Origin of the sequence: Microbispora sp. KK1-11 (assembly GCF_006874435.1) — a bacterium.
GTDB lineage: Bacteria > Actinomycetota > Actinomycetes > Streptosporangiales > Streptosporangiaceae > Microbispora > Microbispora catharanthi.
In genome coordinates this window covers 192766-212228 of record NZ_VIRJ01000002.1, presented here as the reverse complement: position 1 = coordinate 212228, position 19463 = coordinate 192766, and the positions used below count along the sequence as shown (strand labels likewise).

Annotated in this window: 21 protein-coding genes; 13 read left to right on the top strand and 8 right to left on the bottom strand. The window is 70.6% G+C overall.

The genetic code is table 11. From position 1 onward, the window contains the following. Window position 1: 1 nt before the first annotated feature. Window positions 2–424, bottom strand: coding sequence for a DUF6098 family protein (locus FLW16_RS03920; protein WP_142557682.1), 423 nt, complete (start codon window positions 422–424; stop codon window positions 2–4). Window positions 425–785: 361 nt separating this feature from the next. Here FLW16_RS03920 and FLW16_RS03915 point away from each other — a divergent pair, with 361 nt between their 5' ends. The 7 genes from FLW16_RS03915 to FLW16_RS03885 all read left to right on the top strand — a co-directional run bounded on the left by FLW16_RS03915 (window position 786) and on the right by FLW16_RS03885 (window position 9539). After that, window positions 786–2747 carry a hypothetical protein gene (locus tag FLW16_RS03915; RefSeq protein ID WP_221890887.1) on the top strand — a complete coding sequence of 654 codons (1962 nt, stop codon included), beginning with the start codon at window positions 786–788 and terminating at the stop codon, window positions 2745–2747. Window positions 2748–2848: 101 nt separating this feature from the next. Further along, on the top strand, window positions 2849–3886 hold the full coding sequence (locus tag FLW16_RS03910) for a LacI family DNA-binding transcriptional regulator (protein WP_221890886.1): 1038 nt from the start codon (window positions 2849–2851) through the stop codon (window positions 3884–3886). 6 nt (window positions 3887–3892) lie between these two features. Next, on the top strand, window positions 3893–5497 hold the full coding sequence (locus tag FLW16_RS03905) for an FAD-dependent oxidoreductase (protein ID WP_142557680.1): 1605 nt from the start codon (window positions 3893–3895) through the stop codon (window positions 5495–5497). Window positions 5498–5539: 42 nt separating this feature from the next. Beyond that, window positions 5540–6820: a sugar ABC transporter substrate-binding protein gene (locus tag FLW16_RS03900; protein WP_142557678.1), complete on the top strand. Its 1281-nt coding sequence runs from the start codon at window positions 5540–5542 to the stop codon at window positions 6818–6820. Window positions 6821–6827: 7 nt separating this feature from the next. Further along, window positions 6828–7763 carry a carbohydrate ABC transporter permease gene (locus FLW16_RS03895; protein ID WP_221890885.1) on the top strand — a complete coding sequence of 312 codons (936 nt, stop codon included), beginning with the start codon at window positions 6828–6830 and terminating at the stop codon, window positions 7761–7763. After that, on the top strand, window positions 7753–8583 hold the full coding sequence (locus tag FLW16_RS03890; protein WP_142557676.1) for a carbohydrate ABC transporter permease: 831 nt from the start codon (window positions 7753–7755) through the stop codon (window positions 8581–8583). Before FLW16_RS03895 ends, FLW16_RS03890 begins: the two co-directional genes overlap by 11 nt. A 2-nt stretch (window positions 8584–8585) precedes the next feature. After that, a complete protein-coding gene (locus FLW16_RS03885) occupies window positions 8586–9539 on the top strand; it encodes an alpha/beta hydrolase (protein WP_221890884.1) in 954 nt (317 codons plus the stop codon). Between the two features lie 4 nt (window positions 9540–9543). On the opposite strand, the gene FLW16_RS03880 is transcribed toward FLW16_RS03885, so the two are convergent. Next, the gene (locus FLW16_RS03880; RefSeq protein WP_142557674.1) at window positions 9544–10044 is read right to left on the bottom strand and encodes a hypothetical protein; all 501 of its coding nucleotides are present in this window, start codon (window positions 10042–10044) and stop codon (window positions 9544–9546) included. A 248-nt stretch (window positions 10045–10292) separates the two neighbouring features. On the opposite strand from FLW16_RS03880, the gene FLW16_RS46120 reads away from it, so the two are divergent. Continuing rightward, complete coding sequence (locus FLW16_RS46120; protein WP_142557672.1) at window positions 10293–10931, top strand: DUF3800 domain-containing protein; 639 nt, start codon at window positions 10293–10295, stop codon at window positions 10929–10931. 145 nt (window positions 10932–11076) lie between these two features. Here the strand turns inward: FLW16_RS46120 and FLW16_RS03870 are convergent, their stop codons facing one another. Beyond that, complete coding sequence (locus FLW16_RS03870) at window positions 11077–11718, bottom strand: helix-turn-helix domain-containing protein (RefSeq protein WP_142557670.1); 642 nt, start codon at window positions 11716–11718, stop codon at window positions 11077–11079. Window positions 11719–11816: 98 nt separating this feature from the next. On the opposite strand from FLW16_RS03870, the gene FLW16_RS03865 reads away from it, so the two are divergent. The 5 genes from FLW16_RS03865 to FLW16_RS03845 all read left to right on the top strand — a co-directional run bounded on the left by FLW16_RS03865 (window position 11817) and on the right by FLW16_RS03845 (window position 16187). Further along, window positions 11817–13055 (top strand): acyl-CoA dehydrogenase family protein, encoded by a 1239-nt coding sequence (locus FLW16_RS03865; RefSeq protein WP_142557669.1) that lies wholly within the window; start codon window positions 11817–11819, stop codon window positions 13053–13055. Beyond that, window positions 13052–13795, top strand: coding sequence for an SDR family NAD(P)-dependent oxidoreductase (locus tag FLW16_RS03860; RefSeq protein WP_185949265.1), 744 nt, complete (start codon window positions 13052–13054; stop codon window positions 13793–13795). Before FLW16_RS03865 ends, FLW16_RS03860 begins: the two co-directional genes overlap by 4 nt. A 70-nt stretch (window positions 13796–13865) precedes the next feature. Then, window positions 13866–14051 carry a hypothetical protein gene (locus FLW16_RS03855; protein WP_142557665.1) on the top strand — a complete coding sequence of 62 codons (186 nt, stop codon included), beginning with the start codon at window positions 13866–13868 and terminating at the stop codon, window positions 14049–14051. A gap of 73 nt (window positions 14052–14124) precedes the next feature. Continuing rightward, on the top strand, window positions 14125–15282 hold the full coding sequence (locus FLW16_RS03850; protein WP_142557663.1) for a lactate 2-monooxygenase: 1158 nt from the start codon (window positions 14125–14127) through the stop codon (window positions 15280–15282). A gap of 143 nt (window positions 15283–15425) precedes the next feature. Beyond that, entirely contained in the window at window positions 15426–16187 is a 762-nt protein-coding gene (locus FLW16_RS03845) for a GAF and ANTAR domain-containing protein (RefSeq protein ID WP_221890883.1), read from the top strand. A gap of 15 nt (window positions 16188–16202) precedes the next feature. Here the strand turns inward: FLW16_RS03845 and FLW16_RS03840 are convergent, their stop codons facing one another. From FLW16_RS03840 to FLW16_RS03820, 5 genes are all read right to left on the bottom strand, one after another. Beyond that, on the bottom strand, window positions 16203–16520 hold the full coding sequence (locus FLW16_RS03840) for an STAS domain-containing protein (protein ID WP_185949235.1): 318 nt from the start codon (window positions 16518–16520) through the stop codon (window positions 16203–16205). A 249-nt stretch (window positions 16521–16769) separates the two neighbouring features. Beyond that, window positions 16770–18047, bottom strand: coding sequence for an MFS transporter (locus FLW16_RS03835; protein WP_142557657.1), 1278 nt, complete (start codon window positions 18045–18047; stop codon window positions 16770–16772). Window positions 18048–18087: 40 nt separating this feature from the next. Beyond that, window positions 18088–18552: a MarR family winged helix-turn-helix transcriptional regulator gene (locus tag FLW16_RS03830; RefSeq protein WP_142557655.1), complete on the bottom strand. Its 465-nt coding sequence runs from the start codon at window positions 18550–18552 to the stop codon at window positions 18088–18090. A 93-nt stretch (window positions 18553–18645) separates the two neighbouring features. Next, window positions 18646–18909: a hypothetical protein gene (locus tag FLW16_RS03825; protein WP_142557653.1), complete on the bottom strand. Its 264-nt coding sequence runs from the start codon at window positions 18907–18909 to the stop codon at window positions 18646–18648. Between the two features lie 58 nt (window positions 18910–18967). Beyond that, complete coding sequence (locus FLW16_RS03820) at window positions 18968–19393, bottom strand: nuclear transport factor 2 family protein (protein ID WP_142557651.1); 426 nt, start codon at window positions 19391–19393, stop codon at window positions 18968–18970. Between the last annotated feature and the right edge of the window lie 70 nt (window positions 19394–19463).

Sequence of the window (19463 nt, the reverse complement as noted above, 5' to 3'; positions counted from 1 at the left end):
TTCATCCGGTGGAGTCGCGGCCGGCGTCGAACACCTTCTCGTAGTGCTCGCGCGCCTGCTCGACCACGGAGTCGTCGAGCCACGCGACCGGCTCGACCTGGTCGATGAGCGGCTCGTGGTCGGGGCCTCGGGCCACCACACGACCGGTCAGCACCCACGCGTGCCGCTCCTCGTCCTTCTCGGCCAGGTGGGTGTACTTGCAGATCTGACGGGCCAGCCAGTCACGCAGCGGGAGGGTCCACCAGCGCTCGGCGTCGAGCACGGTCACCGACAGGCCGGGCAGCTCCAGACGGCTCTCGTAGTCGACGCTCGGCTTGCCGGCGTCGGCGTCGGGGCCCTTGGAATAGCGCAGGTACAGCCCGGGCCGGTGCTCGACGAGCTCGGTCAGCTCGTCCAGGCTCTTGATCGTCGGTATCCCGCTCACCTCACCCCTCTACGGTCACGCCCGTCGCGCCGTACGGGACGACGACTGCACCGGAAACGGGCGGCCGAAAACGGCCCGTACGCGGTGCTGTCCTCCCCTCCCCATCCGCCAACAGGGCAAACCCCCGTCCTGTGAGGACGGGAGCGGACATCACGCACCGTGACGTCCGTCCAGGCGCCCGGCCCAAGCTGCTAATGCGCATTATTACCGCTATTACACCGTTGACGAGAGGACAGGCGAGCCCGCAGTATGTCGTCTCAGCGCGACTAATGCGCATTAGCACCGCAGAGGTGACTACATGCGGTGATGGCGCTCGCGCTCACCCTGCCCCGGATCCCTCGCCCCTGAGGAGTCGCCCCCCATGAACCAGGACACCGAGAAGGACCGTAACCCCGCCCTGCCCGTGATCGGCCGCCGTGGCCTGCTGGCCGCCGCCGGCGGAGCGATGCTCCTCGCCGCCCTGCCCGCCCGGGCCCGGCGGGCGGCCGCCGCGACGACGGGCCCGCTGCCGGACCTGGCCGCGCTGCCCGCCGGGGCTCCGGACCGCCGGCTGTTCGCCCCCACCGAGCAGCGCTACGCGCCCTATCTGATGATCCTCGCGCCGATGGTGAACGACATCGAGGACGCCGACCCGGCCACCTACGGCTTCTTCAAAGGGGGCTGGTGGCGCACCCCCTCGGCGCCGTACAACGCCCGGGTCCAGGAGCACGTCTACACGCTGGCCTGGTTCCACGCGAACGCCCGCCCCTGGAACCCGTACGCAGGCGACCCGGCGCTGCTCGCCGCGCTCGACGCGGCGCTGGGCCACTACCTCGGCCTGCAGCACGACGACGGCTCGTGGCCGGAGTACGACATCGACGAGCGGGGCATGGCGCCCACCGGCTTCGCCATGGGCTACCTGAGCAAGACCCTGGACATCCTCCGGCGGTCCGGTGCGCTGCCGGAGCGGCAGGACCAGATCAAGGCCGCTCTTCACCGGGGGATGACCTGGTTCCTCGATCCGGCGACGACCAAGGTGTGGCAGAAGAAGCCGCTGGCCTTCGCCAACCAGACCACCTCGGGCCTCGCCGGGGCCTCACTCGCCCTGAACCTCGATCCCGATCCCGCGCTGCGCCGGCGCCTCGCCGAGGGCGTCGCCAGGCTCGCCGCGGACGGCCAGAGCCCCGCCGGGTTCTTCTACGAGCAGCGCGGCATGGACATGAACTACAACTTCGAGGTCATGCTGCCGGAGATGGCCGACGCCTACCACCAGACGGGCGACCGGACGCTCGTCGCGATGGCCGGGCGGTTCGCCGACTGGCTGGGCTACAACCTGGTCCGCGAGCCGGACGGCAGCGGCTACATCAGCAACATCGCGCCGTCGACGCGCACCAGCAGCCGGTTCTACGACGACGTGCGGCCCGATCCCGACCGGACCGCGCTCAACTCGCTGTTCGTGCCCGAGGTGCCCGCGCTGGCGGCGTTCATGAGCGCCCGCGAGGACCTGGCCGCCGCGCGTGCCGCCTGGGCGGCCGACAGCGCCCCCGTGACCCCGGCCCAGAAGCAGGACACCTCGCCGCGCATCCTCACCCACGCGATCTACGGCGAACGCTTCCCCACCAGGAAGGCGAAGGACAAGGCGGTCAGGAGCCTGCCGTACCTGAAGTGGAAGCACTTCGTGGAGATCCGCAGCGACCTGGGGCAGGACTTCGTGTTCGTCCGCCGTCCCGGCCTCTACCTCGGCGGCTACTTCGGCACGCGCGGGACGGCGTACGGCAGGACCGGCCTGACGTTCCTGTGGCACCCGGACGCCGGGACGATCGTGCACTCCCTGAACAACAACAACCAGGGCTGCTGGGGCACCGTGAGGGCGAACGGCGTGCCGGACAACGCGGGAGACCAGCCGGCCGAGTACTTCGCCGGCGAGCCGGGCACCGCCCCGTGGACCGGCGAGCACTCCAGAGGCGAGGGAACGTTCGGCATCCGCCACGGCGCCGCCGACGGGTCGATCCGCACGGAGGTGACCGTCACGCGTGACACCGTCCGCCGCGCCGTCCGCGCGTCCGCGGCGGCGACCGAGCAGATCCCGCTCGTCCTGCTGCCGACCGACACCCTCGTCTTCACCGACGGCACGCCCGCGCCGTATCACGCGAACACCACCGCGACGGCCGACGGGATCGACGTGCGCAGGGGAGCGGCGCTGATCCGGATCCGCTGGGGGACGGCTCGCGCGGCCTCGCTGCGCTTCGGCTCCTCCACCTACTTCCGCGACGCCAGGCGGCTCATCCATGTGCTGCGCGTCCCGCACGACGGCAGCATCGACGTCGTCATCACGTGTGACTAATGCGCATTAGTTCAGGATGAACACGTCTTGACGCGGGCACGCGCGGCTTCCAGAATGATGTTCTCTCTCTCGCTAATACGCATTATCAGACAGGACCCCACGTGGTGACCAACCGCCGCCTCACCCAGCAGGACATCGCCCGCATGGCCGGTGTCAGCCAGACCACGGTCTCGCTGGTGCTGAACAACCGGTCCGACGCGGACGTGCGCATCGCGCCAGAGACCCGCGAGCGCGTGCTGCGGGTGATCCGCGAGACCGGGTACGTCGCCGACCCGGTCGCCCGGCGGCTCGCCGAGCGCCGCAACCGCATCCTCGGCGTGTTCACCTACGAGGCGGTCTTCCCGACGGCGAGCGCCGACTTCTACCACCCGTTCCTCGTCGGCATCGAGGAGTGCGCCGAGGAGATCGGCTGCGACCTGCTGCTGTTCACCAGCGCCAAGGCGTCGGGGGAGCGGCGGCGGATCTTCAACGCCGACAGCCGCATCCGGCTGGCCGACGGATGCGTGCTGCTCGGCCGCACGGTCGATCGCGACGACCTGGCCCGCCTGCTGACCGAGAACATCCCCTTCGTCTCGGTCGGCCGCCGCGACGACGCGGGCGGGCCGGTGCCGTACGTCGGGGCCGACTACCCGCCGGCCGTACGCGCGCTGGTCGAGCGCGCGTACGGCCTCGGCCATCGGCGGCTGGCCTACGTCGGCGCGGGGACGGGCGCGGAGTCCCCGGCCGATCGCATGCGCGGCTTCCGCGAGGCGGTCGCCGCCGTCGGGACGGAGTGGATCCACGTGCCTGTGGCCGACCGCGGGCCGGGGGACGTCCTCGACGACCTGGCCGCGGCGGGCGTGACCGCCGCGTTCGTGGAGGAGTCCGCGGACGGCGTCGCGATCGTGCAGGCCGCCCGGGAGCGCGGCGTGGACGTGCCCGGCGAGCTGTCGATCCTCGCGCTCGGCGCCCCTACGCGGCCGGTCCGCGTCGAGATCGACTTCACCGGGTTCCGCATCCCTCGGCGCGAGATGGGCCGCAGGGCCGTGGAACTGCTCGCCCAGGTGCTCGAACGCGGCGGAACGCCCCAGGAACTGCTGCCGTGCGAGTTCGTGGAGGGATCGACCCTCGCCCCCGCACGGCTCGAGGAAGGAAGGTAATCGCACGTGAGCGAGACAACGGCGGACGCGCTGGTCGTCGGCGGAGGGCTCGGCGGCGTCGCCGCCGCTCTGGCCCTGCTGCGGGCCGGCCGCACCGTGGTCCTCACCGAGGAGTACGACTGGCTGGGCGGCCAGCTCACCAGCCAGGCGGTGCCGCCGGACGAGCACTCGTGGGTCGAGCGGTTCGGTGTGACGGCGAGCTACCGGGCGTTGCGCGACGGGATCCGGCGCTACTACCGGGACCACTATCCGCTGACCGGGCGGTCCAGGTCCTGGCGCGAGCTGAACCCCGGCGCCGGGCACGTGAGCCGCCTGTGCCACGAGCCGAGGGTCGCGGTCGCCGTGATCGAGGCGATGCTGGCGCCCTACCGGGGGTCCGGACGGCTGCGGGTGCTGCAGCCGTACCGGCCGGTGGCCGCGGAGGTGGACGGCGACCGGGTGACGAGCGTGACGGTGGAGCACCGCGACGGCGGCGGCCGGATCACGGTCACGGCGCCGTACGTGCTCGACGCCACCGAGACCGGCGAACTGCTGCCGATGACCGGCACCGAGTACGTCACCGGGTTCGAGTCGCAGGCCGAGACCGGGGAGCCGAGCGCGCCCGCCGAGGCGCAGCCGCTCAACATGCAGGCGGTCTCGGTGTGCTTCGCGATCGACCACGTCGACGGCGACCACACCATTGACAGGCCCGCCTCCTACGGGTTCTGGCGGGAGTATCAGCCGTCCTTCTGGGGCGACCGGCTGCTGTCGTGGCGCTGCCCGCACCCCCGCACGCTGGAGATCGTCGAGCGGTCGTTCACCCCCAACCCCGACGACGACCCGCTGTCGGTGGTGGCCGACCAGCGGCTCAGCCCCGGCGACGCCAACCTGTGGACCTTCCGCAGGATCGCCGCCCGGCGCAACTTCGTCCCCGGGGCGTACGACAGCGACATCACGCTCGTCAACTGGCCCATGATCGACTATCTGGAGGGGCCGGTCATCGACGTCCCCGACGCGGGCAGGCACCTCGCCGCCGCCCGCGAGCTGTCGCTGTCGGTCCTCTACTGGCTGCAGACCGAGGCGCCCCGGCCGGACGGCGGCACCGGCTACCCCGGCCTGCGGCTGCGCGGCGACGTCACCGGCGGCGCCGACGGTCTCGCCCAGGCCGCCTACATCCGGGAGTCGCGGCGCATCAGGGCCCTCTACACGGTGGTCGAGCAGGACCTGTCCCTCGCCGTCCGCGGCGACAAGGGCGCGGTCCGGTACGCCGACTCCGTGGGCGTGGGGATGTACCGCATCGACCTCCACCCGAGCACGGGCGGCGACAACTACATCGACGTGGGCTGCTCGCCGTTCGAGATCCCCCTCGGAGCGCTCATCCCCCGGCGGACGACCAACCTGCTGCCCGCAGGCAAGAACATCGGGACCACGCACATCACCAACGGGGCCTACCGGCTGCATCCGGTCGAGTGGAACATCGGCGAGGCGGCGGGCGCGCTGGCCGCCTTCTGCCTCGACCGCGGCACGACCCCGCACGCCGTACGCGAGGGCGACACCCTCCTCGACGACTTCCAGCGCCGTCTGACGGACGACGGCGTCGAGCTTCGCTGGCCGCAGGTCGCCGGCTACTGAAAAACACGAACTTCGGGGGACGCACGGTAAGGAGACCGGACGATGAAACCACTCGGGAGGCTGGCGGCCCTCGCGACGGCCGCGCTGCTCGCGACGGCGTGCGGCGGCGGGAACGCCGCCGCACCGGCGGCGAGCGGCCCGCAGCCGCTCCGCATGACGATCTGGACCTCCAACGAGGCCCACCTGAAGCTGTTCAACGAGATCGCGGCCGAGTACCGGAAGTCGCACCCGGACGTCGGAGAGATCAAGTTCGACCCCATCCCGTTCGAGAGCTACACCACCACGCTCACCACCCAGATCGCCGGTGGAAAGGCCCCCGACCTCGCCTGGATCCTGGAGGGCTCGGCGCCCGACTTCGTCTCCTCCGGGGCGCTCGTGCCGCTGAAGGGCGTGCTCGGCAAGGCGCAGGGCTACGACCTGGCCGACCTGACGCCCGCGGCGACGAAGCTGTGGGAGAAGGACGGCGAGTTGTACGCCTATCCGTTCTCGACCTCGCCCTTCGGCGTGTTCGTCAACGAGGACCTGCTCAAGGCGGCCGGGCAGAAGACCCCCGAGGAACTGATCAAGGCCGGGAAGTGGACCTGGGACGAGGCCCTGGCCATGAACGCCGCCGTGGCGAAGAAGGAGGGCAAGGCGGGTCTGATCATCCGCGACTTCGACTACAAGAACTGGGACAACCTGGCCTCGTTCTGGGGTGGCTGGGGCGCCAGGGCGTGGAGCGACGACGGCAGGACCTGCCAGTTCAACAGCCCCGAGATGGTCGAGGCGATGACGGCCCTGCACAAGGCGATCTTCACTGACAAGGCCCTGCCCGGTCCCGGGACCAGCGTGGACTTCTTCGCCGGCGAGGCCGCCATGACGATCACCCAGATCTCCCGGGCGTCGCTGCTGCAGGACGCGAAGTTCAGGTGGGACCTGGTGCCGCTGCCTGCCGGGCCCAAGGGGGAGTACGCCGTGTTCGGGCAGGCCGGCATCGGCGTGCTGAAGAACTCCCCGCACGCCGATCTCGCGGCCGACTTCCTCGCCTTCTTCACCGACCCGGCCAACTCCGCCAAGCTCGCGGCGTACTTCCCGCCGCCGCGGGCCGCCCAGCTCACCTCCGAGACGCTGGCCAAGAGCAACCCGCTGCTCAAGCCCGAGCAGTTGCAGCGCGTGGTGATCGACGGCATCGCCAAGGGCGTGGTCAAGCCCAACCACGCGGGCCAGGCGGAGCTGGCGCAGACCGTCCGGGCGGCGCTCGACCCGCTGTGGCAGCCCGGCGCCGACGTCAAGACCGTGCTGGACGGCGTCTGCGCGAAGATCCAGCCGATGCTGGGCGCGTGACGTGGCGGTGACGGAGATCGACTCGCGGGTGGCGGCGCGGACCGTCACCCGCGGGGCCCCCTTCTGGAACACCCGCCGCCGGGACGTGCTCGCGGGCTACCTGTTCATCGCCCCCCAGCTCGCAGGAAGCGTGCTGTTCGTGCTGCTGCCGCTGGCGCTCGTCGGGTGGTACAGCCTGCACGAGTGGAACGTGCTGGCCGGCACCTTCCAGTTCACCGGCGGCGACAACTACGCCAAGCTCCTCGGCGACGCCAACCTGCGCTCGGTGCTGTGGGCGACCGCGCTGTTCTCCGTGGGCCTGGTGGCGCTCAACCTCAGCCTGGCCCTGCTGCTGGCGGTGCTGCTCAACCAGCGGCTGCGCGGCACCACGTTCTTCCGGGCGCTGTTCTTCTCGCCGGTCGTGGTGTCGCTGGTCGCCTGGACGATCGTCTGGCAGTTCCTGCTCCAGTCGAACGGCGGGATCAACGGCGTGCTCGGCGCGTTCGGCGTCACCGGGCCGAACTGGCTGCGCGGTGAGGCCACCGCGATGGTCTCGGTGATCGTCGTGCAGGTGCTGAAGAACGTGGGCCTCAACATGGTGCTGTTCCTGGCCGCCCTGCAGGGCGTGCCCAAGCAGCTCTACGAGGCCGCCCAGCTCGACGGCGCGGGCGCGTGGACCAGGTTCCGGCGGATCACGATCCCGCTGATCAGCCCCACGATCCTGCTCACGTCGATCATCACGGTGGTCGGGTCGCTCCAGGTGTTCGCCCAGATCGCGGTGCTCACCCAGGGCGGCCCCGGCATGTCGACCACCGTGCTCGTCTACTACCTGTACCAGCAGGCGTTCCAGTTCCACCACTTCGGGTACGGCGCGACCCTGTCGGTCGTGCTGTTCGCGATCGTCGCGGCCCTCACCCTCGTGCAGTGGCGGATGCGCCGGAAGTGGGTCTTCAATGAGTCGTAGGGCCAAGACCGCGGTGTACGGGCTGCTGTGCGTGCTCTGCGTGCCGTTCGTCTTCCCCACGTGGTGGATGGTCACCTCGTCGTTCAAGCCGGTGAGCGACATCTTCGCGTTCCCGCCGTCGCTGCTGCCCGGCCGGTGGGACGTCTCGGCCTACCGGCAGGTGTTCCAGCTCCAGCCGTTCGCGCAGCAGTACTGGAACAGCCTCTCCATCGCGCTGGTGGTGACCGCCGGCACGATGGCGGTCGCGGCGCTGGCCGGATACGCCTTCGCGCGCATCCGCTTCCCCGGGCAGAACGTGCTGTTCTTCGTCGTGCTGCTCGGCCTGCTCATCCCGAGCGAGGTCACGATCGTGCCGCTGTTCCAGATGTTCAACGGGTGGGGGCTGACCGACACCCACTGGCCCCTGATCCTGGTGCCGATCTTCGGTGCGCCGAGCGTGCTGGCCACGTTCATCATGCGGCAGTTCTTCATCAGCCTGCCGGGTGAACTGGAGGAGGCGGCCCGGGTGGACGGTCTCGGGCGGTTCGGCACGTTCGCCCGGGTGGCGTTGCCGCTGGCCCGGCCCGCCCTCGGCGCGGTGGCCGTCTTCACCTTCCTCCATTCCTGGAACCTCTACCTCGAACCGATCGTGTACCTGTCGTCCCCGGAGAAGTTCACGTTGCCGCAGGTGCTCACGCAGTTCGTCGACGCGTACGGCGGCCCGATGTGGAACGTGCAGCTCGCCGCGGCCTCGATGACGGCGATCCCGGTGCTGGTCGTGTTCGTCGTGGCGCAGCGGCAGTTCATCGAGGGGCTGGCTCACACGGGACTGAAAGGCTGAGGATGCACCCCCACCTCGACCCCGAGTTGAGGGCGGCCGTCGAGCGGGAGCCGCCCGCGACCGCGAACCTCTCGGGCGCGACGTACGAGGACCTCCTGGCGCTGCGGGCCCGGCGGGCCGCCGCCCTGGCCGTTGCGGCGCAGCCGGTGGGCGAGGGAGTCCGCGTGGAGGACGTGGTCGTCCCCGGCCCCGGCGGCGACCTGCGGCTGCGCGTCTACCGGCCGGCCGCCCAGGACGGCCCGCTGCCGGGGGTGTACTGGATCCACGGCGGCGGCATGGTGCTCGGCAGCCCCGAGGCGGACGACGCCCGTGCCGGGTCATACGTGCGTCGCGTCGGCTGCGTAGTGGTGTCGGTGGACTACCGGCTCGCGCCCGAGCACCCTCATCCCGCGCCCGTGGAGGACTGTTACGCCGGTCTCGCCTGGACCGCCGCCCACGCGGGCGATCTCGGCGTCGACGCGGGCCGGCTGGCGGTGGGCGGAGTGAGCGCCGGCGGCGGGCTCGCCGCGGGGACCGCGCTGCTCGCCCGCGACCGCGGCGGGCCCGCGCTCGTCTTCCAGCTCCTGCTGTGCCCGATGCTCGACGACCGTGAGATCACCACCTCCGGTCGCTCCTTCGAGGACGCCGTGACGTGGAACCGCGGCTCCAACCGGTTCGGCTGGGCGGCCCTGCTCGGCGACGCCGCCGGAGGCGAGGACGTGCCGGTCTACGCCGCCCCCGCGCGGGCCGCCGACCTGTCCGGCCTCCCTCCGGCGTACGTGGACGTGGGCGAGCTGGAGGTCTTCCGCGACGAGTGCGCCGACTACGCGCTGCGGCTGACCAGGGCCGGGGTGTCGGTCGAGTTCCATCTCTGGCCGGGGGCCTTCCACGGCTTCGACACCGTCGTGCCCGGTGCGGCACTCAGCCGCAGGGCCCGGGCCGAGCGCGTCGCCGCCCTCACCCGTGCCCTGCGTTGAGGGGCTAGCCGCAGTACATCCACTTGCCCGCAGGGGTGCCCCCGCGGACGAGCGGCTTGGAGCCGGTCCTGACCGCCCCGGTGAACTGGACGCACCGGTGGTCGACGCCGTAGATGTGCACCGGGCCCGCGAACCACTTGTACTTCTCGCTGCCGCTGGCGGCCGCCTTGTCCGGGGCGTCGTACTTCTTGTTCCGGTTCTTGTCCACGAAGAGCTCGACGTACATGTAGCTCGTCTTGCCGATGAGGGAGGGCGCCACCCGGGTGATGGCGCATTTCGCGTGCGCGGTGGGGCTCTGGTACAGCGTGACGGTGCCGTACGACTTCCCGTCCTTGGCCCCTTGCGTCAGCTGATAGCTGGCCACCTTGTGGTACGACTGCCCGCACGAGCCCTTGGGATAGGCCTGCGCCGGCCCGGCGGACACCAGAGTGAGGGCGGTGGCGGTGGCGAAGGTCATGCCGCCCGCGACCCAGCGAGTGATCTTCGTAGGCTTCCGGCGGATCATCGATCACCCCTTATTTGTGGATATGGGCATGATCACGCTAGCAGCCGGGGCGCTCCGCGCGGACGTGGTAGAGCAGAGAAGGCAGGTCGCCTTCCGCGCCACCGTGACCCCGGCGCGCACGCCACCCTGGCTCGAAAATGAAAGGCGGGTGCCGGCCTGCTTCCTATTGCACGGGTCAATCCTGATCCAGGTGATAGGAAAGATTTCCGCTATCGCTGAAAGTGAGTGGGCTATTGGCGGAGATCTACATGTACGCCGACGAAACCGGAGATATGGGAGTGCCAGGTATATCCGGAGTGAGTCGGTACTTCGGATGTGGCACTGCGGTGTTTCGAGGGGAGCACGGGGAACGCATTTGGCAGGGGCTAAGGCTTCGCTGTGATTTGGAGCGGCGCGGCGTCAGCCTGCCGAAGGGGCGGCATGCCAAGGATGACTCACAGTCCACGCGAGACGAGGTCTTCGACGTCATAAAGGACCAGCGTCCGCGGATTGACGCGACATTCCTGTACAAGGGGAACGCGCATCCCTCTGTCCGGGAGCGTCAGCAGTGGCTGTACAAGCTTGCCTGGTTTTCTCATTTCAGGCAAATCGTCTCTCAGGTGAGTGGACCGGGGGACACGTTGTACGTAATCGCCGCAAGTTTGACGACGAGTCGCAAGGTTATGAACGCCCGAGAGGCCCTGCGAGATGTGTGTGGTCAGTTTGATGCCGACCGGGAGATAGTTCTCTGCGTTTGGGACGCGCAGAGCACTTGGGGGATACAAGTCGCCGACTACAGCCTATGGGCCGTACAGCGGCACCTCGAGAATCGGCCGTGCAAGTGGTTCGAGAGTCACGTCAAACCGAATGTGCGATCATTGCTCACACCATGGGGTCGACATGAATGAGGTCGGCTATCCCGGTCGCCCGGGAAGAGGTCCCCTGGACCCCTTGTCACCGACCGTGACTATTACATGTCGCGACGTGACACATCGTCAAGCGGTTTGGTGAAACTGCCGAGAGGGTGTCCGATCTCGGGCTCTTGCGGCGGTCTCAGGGGCGCTGCTCGCGTTCGGCGAGGAGGCGGGCGGTCTCGTCGGAGACCTGACTCGCGAGGACCGCCGAGACCACGTCGATCAGATGGCTGGTGAACAGGCGGTCGTCCCGGGCCGGGGGGCCGCTCGCCCGGCGGGCCAGCTCGACGTACGTCATGCGGATCGCCATGAAGCGCTGGTGCAGGCGTACGGCGGCCTCGGGGAGCAGGGGGGCGACCAGTTCACGCCAGCGGTCGATGCTGCCGCCGCCGTCCTCGGGGAGGCTGGGCGGCACGCGATGGACCAGCTGCTCCATGACGCGCAGGTAGTCCCGCCCGCCGTCGGGGTCGGCCAGCTTGGCGGCGGCCGGGCGGACGAGCGCGGCGGCGAGCGAACGCAGGGCGTCGGCCTGGGGCAGTGGGCCGCGTGCCTCGTACTCGTCCAGAAGCTGGTGGCGTCGTGCCTCGATCTCCGGCCGGTGCTTGGCGAGCACCGCCTTCAGCAGCCCGGCGCGGTCGCCGAAGTGGTACTGCAGCGCGGTGGAGTTGCGCTGCCCGGCGGCGGCGTTGATCTCGCGCAGCGACACCGCGTCGATGCCGCGCTCGGCGAACAGGCGTTCCGCGGCGTCCACGAGCCTCCGGACCGTGGTCTCCGCCGGCATCGCGCCTCCCTTGTCGCTCGTACGGCTGAAGGATACGGTATTTCAGTCGATCGCATTATTTGACGTATCAGTCGCATTATCGTGCCCGAGGGAGGGCCATGGCCATCGACTTCACGCTCGCTCCCGAGCACGAGGAGATACGCGCGCGGGTTCGGACGTTCATTCAGGAGACGGTGATCCCGGCGGTGAAGCCGTTCGAGGACTCCGAGGAGAAGGTCCTCACCCGCGAGGAGTACCTGCGCACGATCTTCGACCTGCGCCGCAGGGCCAAGCGGGAGGGGCTCTGGCTGCCGCACATGCCCAAGGAGTGGGGCGGCATGGGCCTCGGCCACGTCGAGCTGGCCATGGTGCAGGCCGAGGCGGCCAAGACCAGGCTCGGTCCGTGGGTGCTCAACTGCGCGGCCCCCGACGAGGGCAACATGCACACGCTGCTGCACTGGGGCACCGACGAGCAGAAGGAGCGCTACCTGCGGCCGCTGCTCGACGGCGTGAAGATGTCCTGCTTCGCGATGACCGAGCCCGAGGTGGCGGGCTCCGACCCGACCCTCATCCGTACGAGCGCCGTGAAGGACGGCGACGAGTGGGTGATCAACGGGCACAAGTGGTTCATCTCCAACGCCCGCAGGGCGAGCTTCGCCATCCTGATCGCCAAGACCGAGTTCGACCTGCCGGAGGGCGCACGGGGCGCCAACACGGCCTTCCTCGTGGACCTGCCCGCCGACGGCTGGAACGACGTACGCGAGATCGAGACCATGCACGGCTCGACCGGCCACAGCGAGATCGTCATCACCGACCTGCGCCTGCCGGACTCCGCCGTGCTCGGCGGGCGGGGCAACGGCCACCGGCTGGGCCAGTACCGCCTCGGCCCGGCCAGGCTGGCGCACTGCATGCGATGGATATCGCAGGCGGAGACGGCCCTGGACATGATGGTGGGCAGGGCGCTGGACAGGTTCAGCCACGGATCGCTGCTCGCCGACAAGCAGGGCGTGCAGTGGATGATCGCCGACTCGGCCATGGAGCTCTACCAGTGCAAGCTCATGGTCCTGCACGCCGCCTCGAAGATCGACAAGGGTGAGGACTTCCGCACCGAGGTCTCGATGGCCAAGCACTTCGTGGCGAACAGCCTCAACCGGATCGTCGACCGGGCCATCCAGGTCCACGGGGCGCTCGGCTATTCGACCGACACTCCGCTGGCGCACATGTTCCAGCACGCGCGATGGGCGCGGTTCGCGGACGGCGCCGACGAGATCCACCAGATGCGTATCGCCGAACGCACCATCGAGGCGTATCGGGCCACCGGCTCGACCAGGGCCGCAACGGGAGGGCTGCCGGTGTGAACACCGACGACATCTATGGCAAGGTCGCGCTCGTCACCGGGGGCGCGGGCGGCATCGGCGCGGGTGTCGCCCGCCGCCTGGCCGCGTACGGCGCGCAGGTCGTGCTGGCCGACGTCGACGCCGAGGCCGGCGCGCGCACCGCCGAGGAGATCGGCGCCGCGTTCGTGCGGACCGACGTGTCGCGGCTGGAGGACAACCAGGCGGCGGTCGCGCTCGCGATCGAGCGGCACGGGCGGCTCGACCTCGCCTTCCTCAACGCGGGCGTCGCCTCGGGATTCGGGCTCGGCGAGGACTTCGACCTCGCCCGCTACCGGCGCGCGATGGGGGTCAACCTCGACGGTGTCGTCTTCGGCGTGCACGCCGCGCTGCCTGCGATGCGGGCCGGGGGCGTGATCGTGGCCACCGCGAGCATGGCGGGGATCGTGGGCATCCCCTCCGATCCCGTCTACGCGGCCAACAAGCACGCGGTCGTCGGGCTCGTCCGCTCGCTCGGCCCGCAGCTGGAGCCCCTCGGCGTCCGGGTGCAGGGGCTGTGCCCGTCGTTCGCGGACACGGCGATCCTCGACGCCGAGGCCAAGGCGCTGCTGGACGAGCTGAAGTTCCCGATCCTCGACGTCGAGACGGTCGTCGACGCGTTCTTCTCGCTGCTGGCGAGCGAGGGCACCGGCGAGTGCTGGTTCGTGGTGCCGGGCCGCGAGAGCCAGCCCTTCGCCTTCCGCCGCGCCCCCGGCCCCCGCTGATCGCCGTCCCCGGCCGGAGGCCTGACCCGGCCGGGGACCGCGGTGCTGCTCCCGCTCAGTGGACGCGGTGATGTGTATCGGTGATAACGATCGCCCCGGCGGCTTCCCCTTCGTGGACACCAGCGCCGGCGTCGCCCGTTCCTTCCTGGAGAACGCCCCCTTCAGCGACGAGCAGAAGGCCGACATCGCCCACCGCAACGGGGAACGCCTCACGTCTCGCGCCGCAAACCCCCACCTGGCGCGCGGGGCCCGCTGATCGGTTCCCGATAATGTGTTCGCCGGAAGCCGCCGGGGCACGGCCGGATGGAAGCGGAGCGAGGGCGAGCGCGATGAGCTGGGCGGACTTCCAGTACGAGATCTATCTCAACGGCATGACCGGGGCCGTGCCCCGGCTGCCGACCGACCTGACCCGGCTCGAGGAGATGGCCGAGGGGCGGCTCGGGCCGGGTCCGGTCGGCTACGTCGCCGGCAGCGCGGGCAGCGGGCGCACCGAGCGCGCCAACCGCGAGGCGCTCGACCGCTGGCGAATCGTGCCGAGGATGCTGCGCGACGTGCGTGAACGCGACCTGTCGGTGACCGTGCTGGGCAGGCGGCTGCCCGCGCCGCTGGCGCTGGCGCCGATCGGCGTGCTGTCGATCATGCATCCGGAGGCCGAGCGGGCCGCCGCCCGCGCGGCCGCCGCGAGGGGCGTACCCTTCATCCTGTCGTCGGCCTCCAGCACGCCGATGGAGGACGTCGCGGCGGCCATGGGGGACGGCGAGCGGTGGTTCCAGCTCTACTGGGGCAAGGATCGCGAGGTCACCCTCAGCTTCCTCGCCCGGGCCAAGGCGGCGGGATTCACCGTGCTCGTCGTCACCCTCGACACGCCGCTGCTGGCCTGGCGGCCCCGCGACCTCGACCAGGCCTACCTGCCGTTCCTGCGCGGCGTCGGCACCGCGAACTACTTCACCGACCCGGCGTTCCAGGCCGGGCTCGCCCGGCCCGTGCACGAGGACCCGAACGCCGCCGTCCTGCACTTCGTGGGGATGTTCGGCGACCCGGGCAAGACGTGGCCGGACCTCGCGCTGCTGCGCGAGCACTGGGACGGCCCGATCGTGCTGAAGGGCGTCCTGCACCCCGATGACGCCAGACTGGCCGCCGACGCCGGGATGGACGGCGTCGTCGTCTCCAACCACGGCGGACGCCAGGTCAACGGCTCGATCGGGGCGGCCGACGCCCTGCCGGCCGTCGCCGACGCCGTGGCCGACCGGCTGACCGTGCTGTTCGACGGCGGTATCCGCACCGGGGACGACGTCGTCAAGGCGCTCGCGCTCGGTGCGAGGACCGTGCTGCTCGGCCGTCCGTACGCGTACGGACTGGGTCTGGACGGCCAGGCGGGGGTGGAGCACGTGATCCGCTGCGTGCTGGCGGAGACCGATCTCACCCTGGCCCTGTCCGGCTGCGCCGGGGTCGCCGCGCTCACCCCGGACCTGCTTACGCGGATCTGACCCGGCCCTCGCGTGGTCGATCCCGAGGTTGCTCGGAAATTCCGCTGCCGCGGGGGCCTCCGCTCAGCATGACGGCGTCATGGTGCGGGCATGGCCAGACCGAGCCACTCGGAGCCGTGCGCAGCCGAGAGGTGGTGAGGCGCGTGGCGGTCAGGGATGCGAGTGGAGGCAACGGACGGGGCCGGCCGTCGGCGGCGTACACCGGACACGCCGCTGATGACGAGCTCGCGGTCAAGCTGAGCGATCTCGCGCGGACACTGCAGGACGAGGACACCGCCCAGGAGACGCTGGACGCCATCGTCGGCGCGGCCGTCGACACGGTCCCCGGCGCGCAGGACGCGGGGCTGATGGTCGTCATCCGCCGCCGCGAGGTCGAGACCCAGGCCGCGACCGGCGACGTGGTGCGGCAGGTGGACAAGGCGCAGTACGAGACCGGCGAGGGACCGTGCCTCGACGCCACCTACAAGCACAGGACGGTGCGGCTGTCGGACATGACGCAGGAGGAGCGATGGCCGGAGTTCAGCCGGCGCGCCCTCGATCTCGGCGTGAAGAGCATGCTCTCCTTCCAGCTGTACGTCCACAAGGGCAACCTGGGCGCCCTCAACCTGTACTCGCGAGAGAGGAACGCCTTCGACGACGAGTCCGAGCATGTCGGCCTGCTGTTCGCGGCCCACGCGGCGGTGGCGATGTCGGGAGCGCGGCAACAGGAGCAGATGAGGCACGCGCTCGCCGTCCGCGATCTCATCGGTCAGGCGAAGGGCGTACTCATGGAGCGCCACAAGCTGACCGCGGACCAGGCGTTCTCGCTGCTCGTACGCGCCAGCCAGCAGACCAACACCAAACTGGTCGACGTCGCCGAGTATCTGGTGGACACCGGGGAGCTGCGCACCCGTGGAGACCGTTGACCGGGCGGCGCGGGATCAGTCGTGGGGTCGCCGCGGACATGGCAAGGGCGGCGGGAGTGCGGCCAGATCGAAGGTCTCGAGCAGGCCGACGATCTCCAGGATCCTCCGGGCCATGCGGCTCGGCTTGATCAGCGTGAGGCGGCATCCCGCCTCGGCCGCGGCGGTCCGGCTCATGAGCAACGCACGTACGCCGGACGCGTCGAGAAAGGTGACCCCCGCGAGGTCGACCTCGATGCGGCTCGGCCGCTGCCGCCGCAGGACATCGAGGACGTCCCTGTACAGTTGCCCGGACGTGCTTATGTCGATCTCGCCGCACGCGATGATCCGCGTCATCCCCGCCCACGCCCGCGCTGCGGGTGGTTCATGCGCGGGAGGAGAAGCGGAGGGGACTTCGGGGCCCATTCGGTACTCCCGTGGTCGCGGTCGGCCGCATCCCCTCACCTCTGAAGGCCACGACCAGCCGATACATGAGTAACCACACCCGGGCAGGCCAAATCATTCCCGCACCTACAGCAAAAGCTCGGGCAAGTCGCACGGGCCGCGCCGGGGGCCGCCGCGCCACGGCCCCCGGCGGCGCGTCGATCAGGTGGCCGAGCCGAGGTCCTCGGCCAGGGCCTCCTCCTCCAGTTCCTCCCGCCGCGCGGCGGCCGGGTCGGCGGCGGCCGCCTCGGCCGCCTGGGCGCGCTCGGCCTCGCCGAGCTGCCGGTGCGCGGTGGTGAGGACGACCGCGCCGAGGAGCACCGCCGCGGCCCCCATGTAGAACGGGGCGTGCCGGCTGTCGAAGTGCTCGGCGAGCTTGCCCGCGACGAAGGGCGCGAGGCCGCCGCCGATGAAGCGGATGAAACCGTACGACGCGGAGGCGATGGGCCGCTCCACGGGCGAGATGGTCATGACCGCCTGGGTCGTGACCGTGTTGTTGACGCCGATGAAGACGCCGGCCACGATCACGCCACAGATCACGGCGACCCGGTTGTCGGTGAACAGCGCGATCACCAGGATGTCGAGGCTGAACAGCACGAGGTTGGCGTACAGCGTGCGGGCGATGCCGAAGCGGGCCTGCAGTCGCGGGGCGCCGAAGACCGAGAAGATCGCGACGAGGATTCCCCAGCCGGTGAACACGAGGCCGAGCTGGTGCTCATTGAGCTCCATCGGGTAGGGCGCGTAGCCCAGCACGGTGAAGAAGCCCCAGTTGTAGCAGAGCGCGGTCAGGCCCAGGATGAGCAGGCCGCGGTGACGCAGGGCCTTGATCGGCGCCGCGATGCCGGTCTTCTTCACCGGCGTGGGCGTGGGCCGCACCAGGGTGACGGTGGCGATCAGCGCGATCGCCATCAGGACCGCGACGCCGTAGAACGGCCCGCGCCAGCTGATGCCGCCGAGCACGCCGCCCAGCAGGGGGCCGACCGCGATGCCGACGCCGAGCGCGGTCTCGTAGAGGATGATCGCTCCGGCGAAGCCGCCGCTGCTCGACGCGACGATGACGGCGAGCGAGGTGGCGATGAACAGGGCGTTGCCGAGGCCCCAGCCGGCGCGGAAGCCGACGATGCCGCCGATGCTGCCGGACGTCCCGGCGAGGGCGGCGAACACCACGATCAGGGCGAGGCCCACGATGAGGGTGCGCTTGGCGCCGATCCGGCTGGAGACCCACCCGGTGACCAGCATCGCCACGGCGGTGACGACCAGGTAGCTCGTGAACAGCAGCGACACCTGGCTGGGCGTGGCGTGCAGCTTCGTGCTGAGGGCGGGCAGGATCGGGTCCACCAGCCCGATCCCCATGAAGGAGATCACGCAGGCGAAGGCGACGGCCCAGACCGCCTTCGGCTGCTTGAAGGGGTTGGAGACAGGGGCATGAGCAGAGCTCACCGGACCTCCTGGGAATAAGCGAGGGGGAGCGCCCTGATCCCTACTCGTCCGCCGTGCCCTGGAGCAGGCGCCGGAGCAGGGGGAGGAACTCGCCGGCGACCCGCGTCAGCTCACGCAGCTCGCCGGGGGACAGCGTGCCGAGCATCTCGGTGAGCCGCTCTCTGCGCCGCCGGCGCCGCTCGGCCAGCAGCGCCCGGCCGGCGTCGGTGACGCTGACCCGCACCGCGCGGCCGTCGAGGTCGTCGACCGCCCGGCATACCAGACCTTCGCGCTCCAGTCGCTGCACGAGCTGGGTCATCGACGGCTGGGTGACGGCCTGCCGCGCGGCCAGGACGCTCAGCCGCTCCGGGCCGTTGCGGTCCAGGTACGACAGGGTCGTCGCGGCCGTGAGGCTCAGGTCGCTCTGCGCGGACAGCCGCCGTACGGCGAGCACCGCGAGGTCGTCCAGGACGGCCGCGACCGCGTGGGACTCCTCGGGGGGATCGGCGCTCGGGGTGACGGACACAGGTGTTCCTCCGGACGGGAACCGAATTTACATAGGAAGCCTATACAACTCTCCGGAGTGCGCCACATCGCCCCCCTCACGGCGGTGTGGCGCTCAGCGGGCGAGCGGGTACGACGGCGCCGGGACGTCGGAGACGGGCACCCCGCCGCGGACGTTCCCGTAGGCGAACAGGCCGATCGGGCCGGGGCCGCCGGAGACGCGCTCGGCGGCGGTCACGGCGAGGGCGTTGAGGTAGACCACCACCCGGGCGGCCGCCGGGATGCCGCCGCCGAAGCGCGGGCCGGCGGACACGTCCTGGCCCTCGGGCAGGTCGAGCCGGAAGCCGGTGCGATGCCAGGTCGCGCCGGGCAACGTCAACGGTCTCGCCGGGGCGGAGTCCTTCTCGCCGAGGTCGCGACAGCGGTCGCGGAGCCGGTCAGCCGCGCCGGGCGGGTGGCCAGCCGTGGCCCCAGCCGCCCTGTGCCATCGTCTGGAACGCCCACCCGTCCTCGGTGCGCACCAGCAGGTCGCCGTAGTGCATGCTCTCTCGGCGGCCCTCGATCGTCATCGTCGCCGTGGTCTCCACGAACACGAGGTTGGGGCTGAGGAAGTGTGGCGTTCGCACCGACTCCAGGTCGAGCCCCGCCGTTCCGCCGCCCATGGCCTCCCGCATCGCCTCGACGTACTCCTCGCGCGTCCACTGCCGTACGGCCGCGTAGCCGCCCGGCACGTCGGTGGCCAGGTTCATCGGGAAGACCGCGAGGTCGGCCAGCCGCTCGATCGCCCCCTGCTCGGCGAGCGTGTCGTACTGGGCGAACCAGTCCTCGACGCTCTTCAGTTCCTCGTCGCTCGGCTCGTACACGAAATACGCCCCTTTCTGTCGTACGCTGTACCGTACAGCATACGGGACGCTTTGCGTACCGAGCCGGACA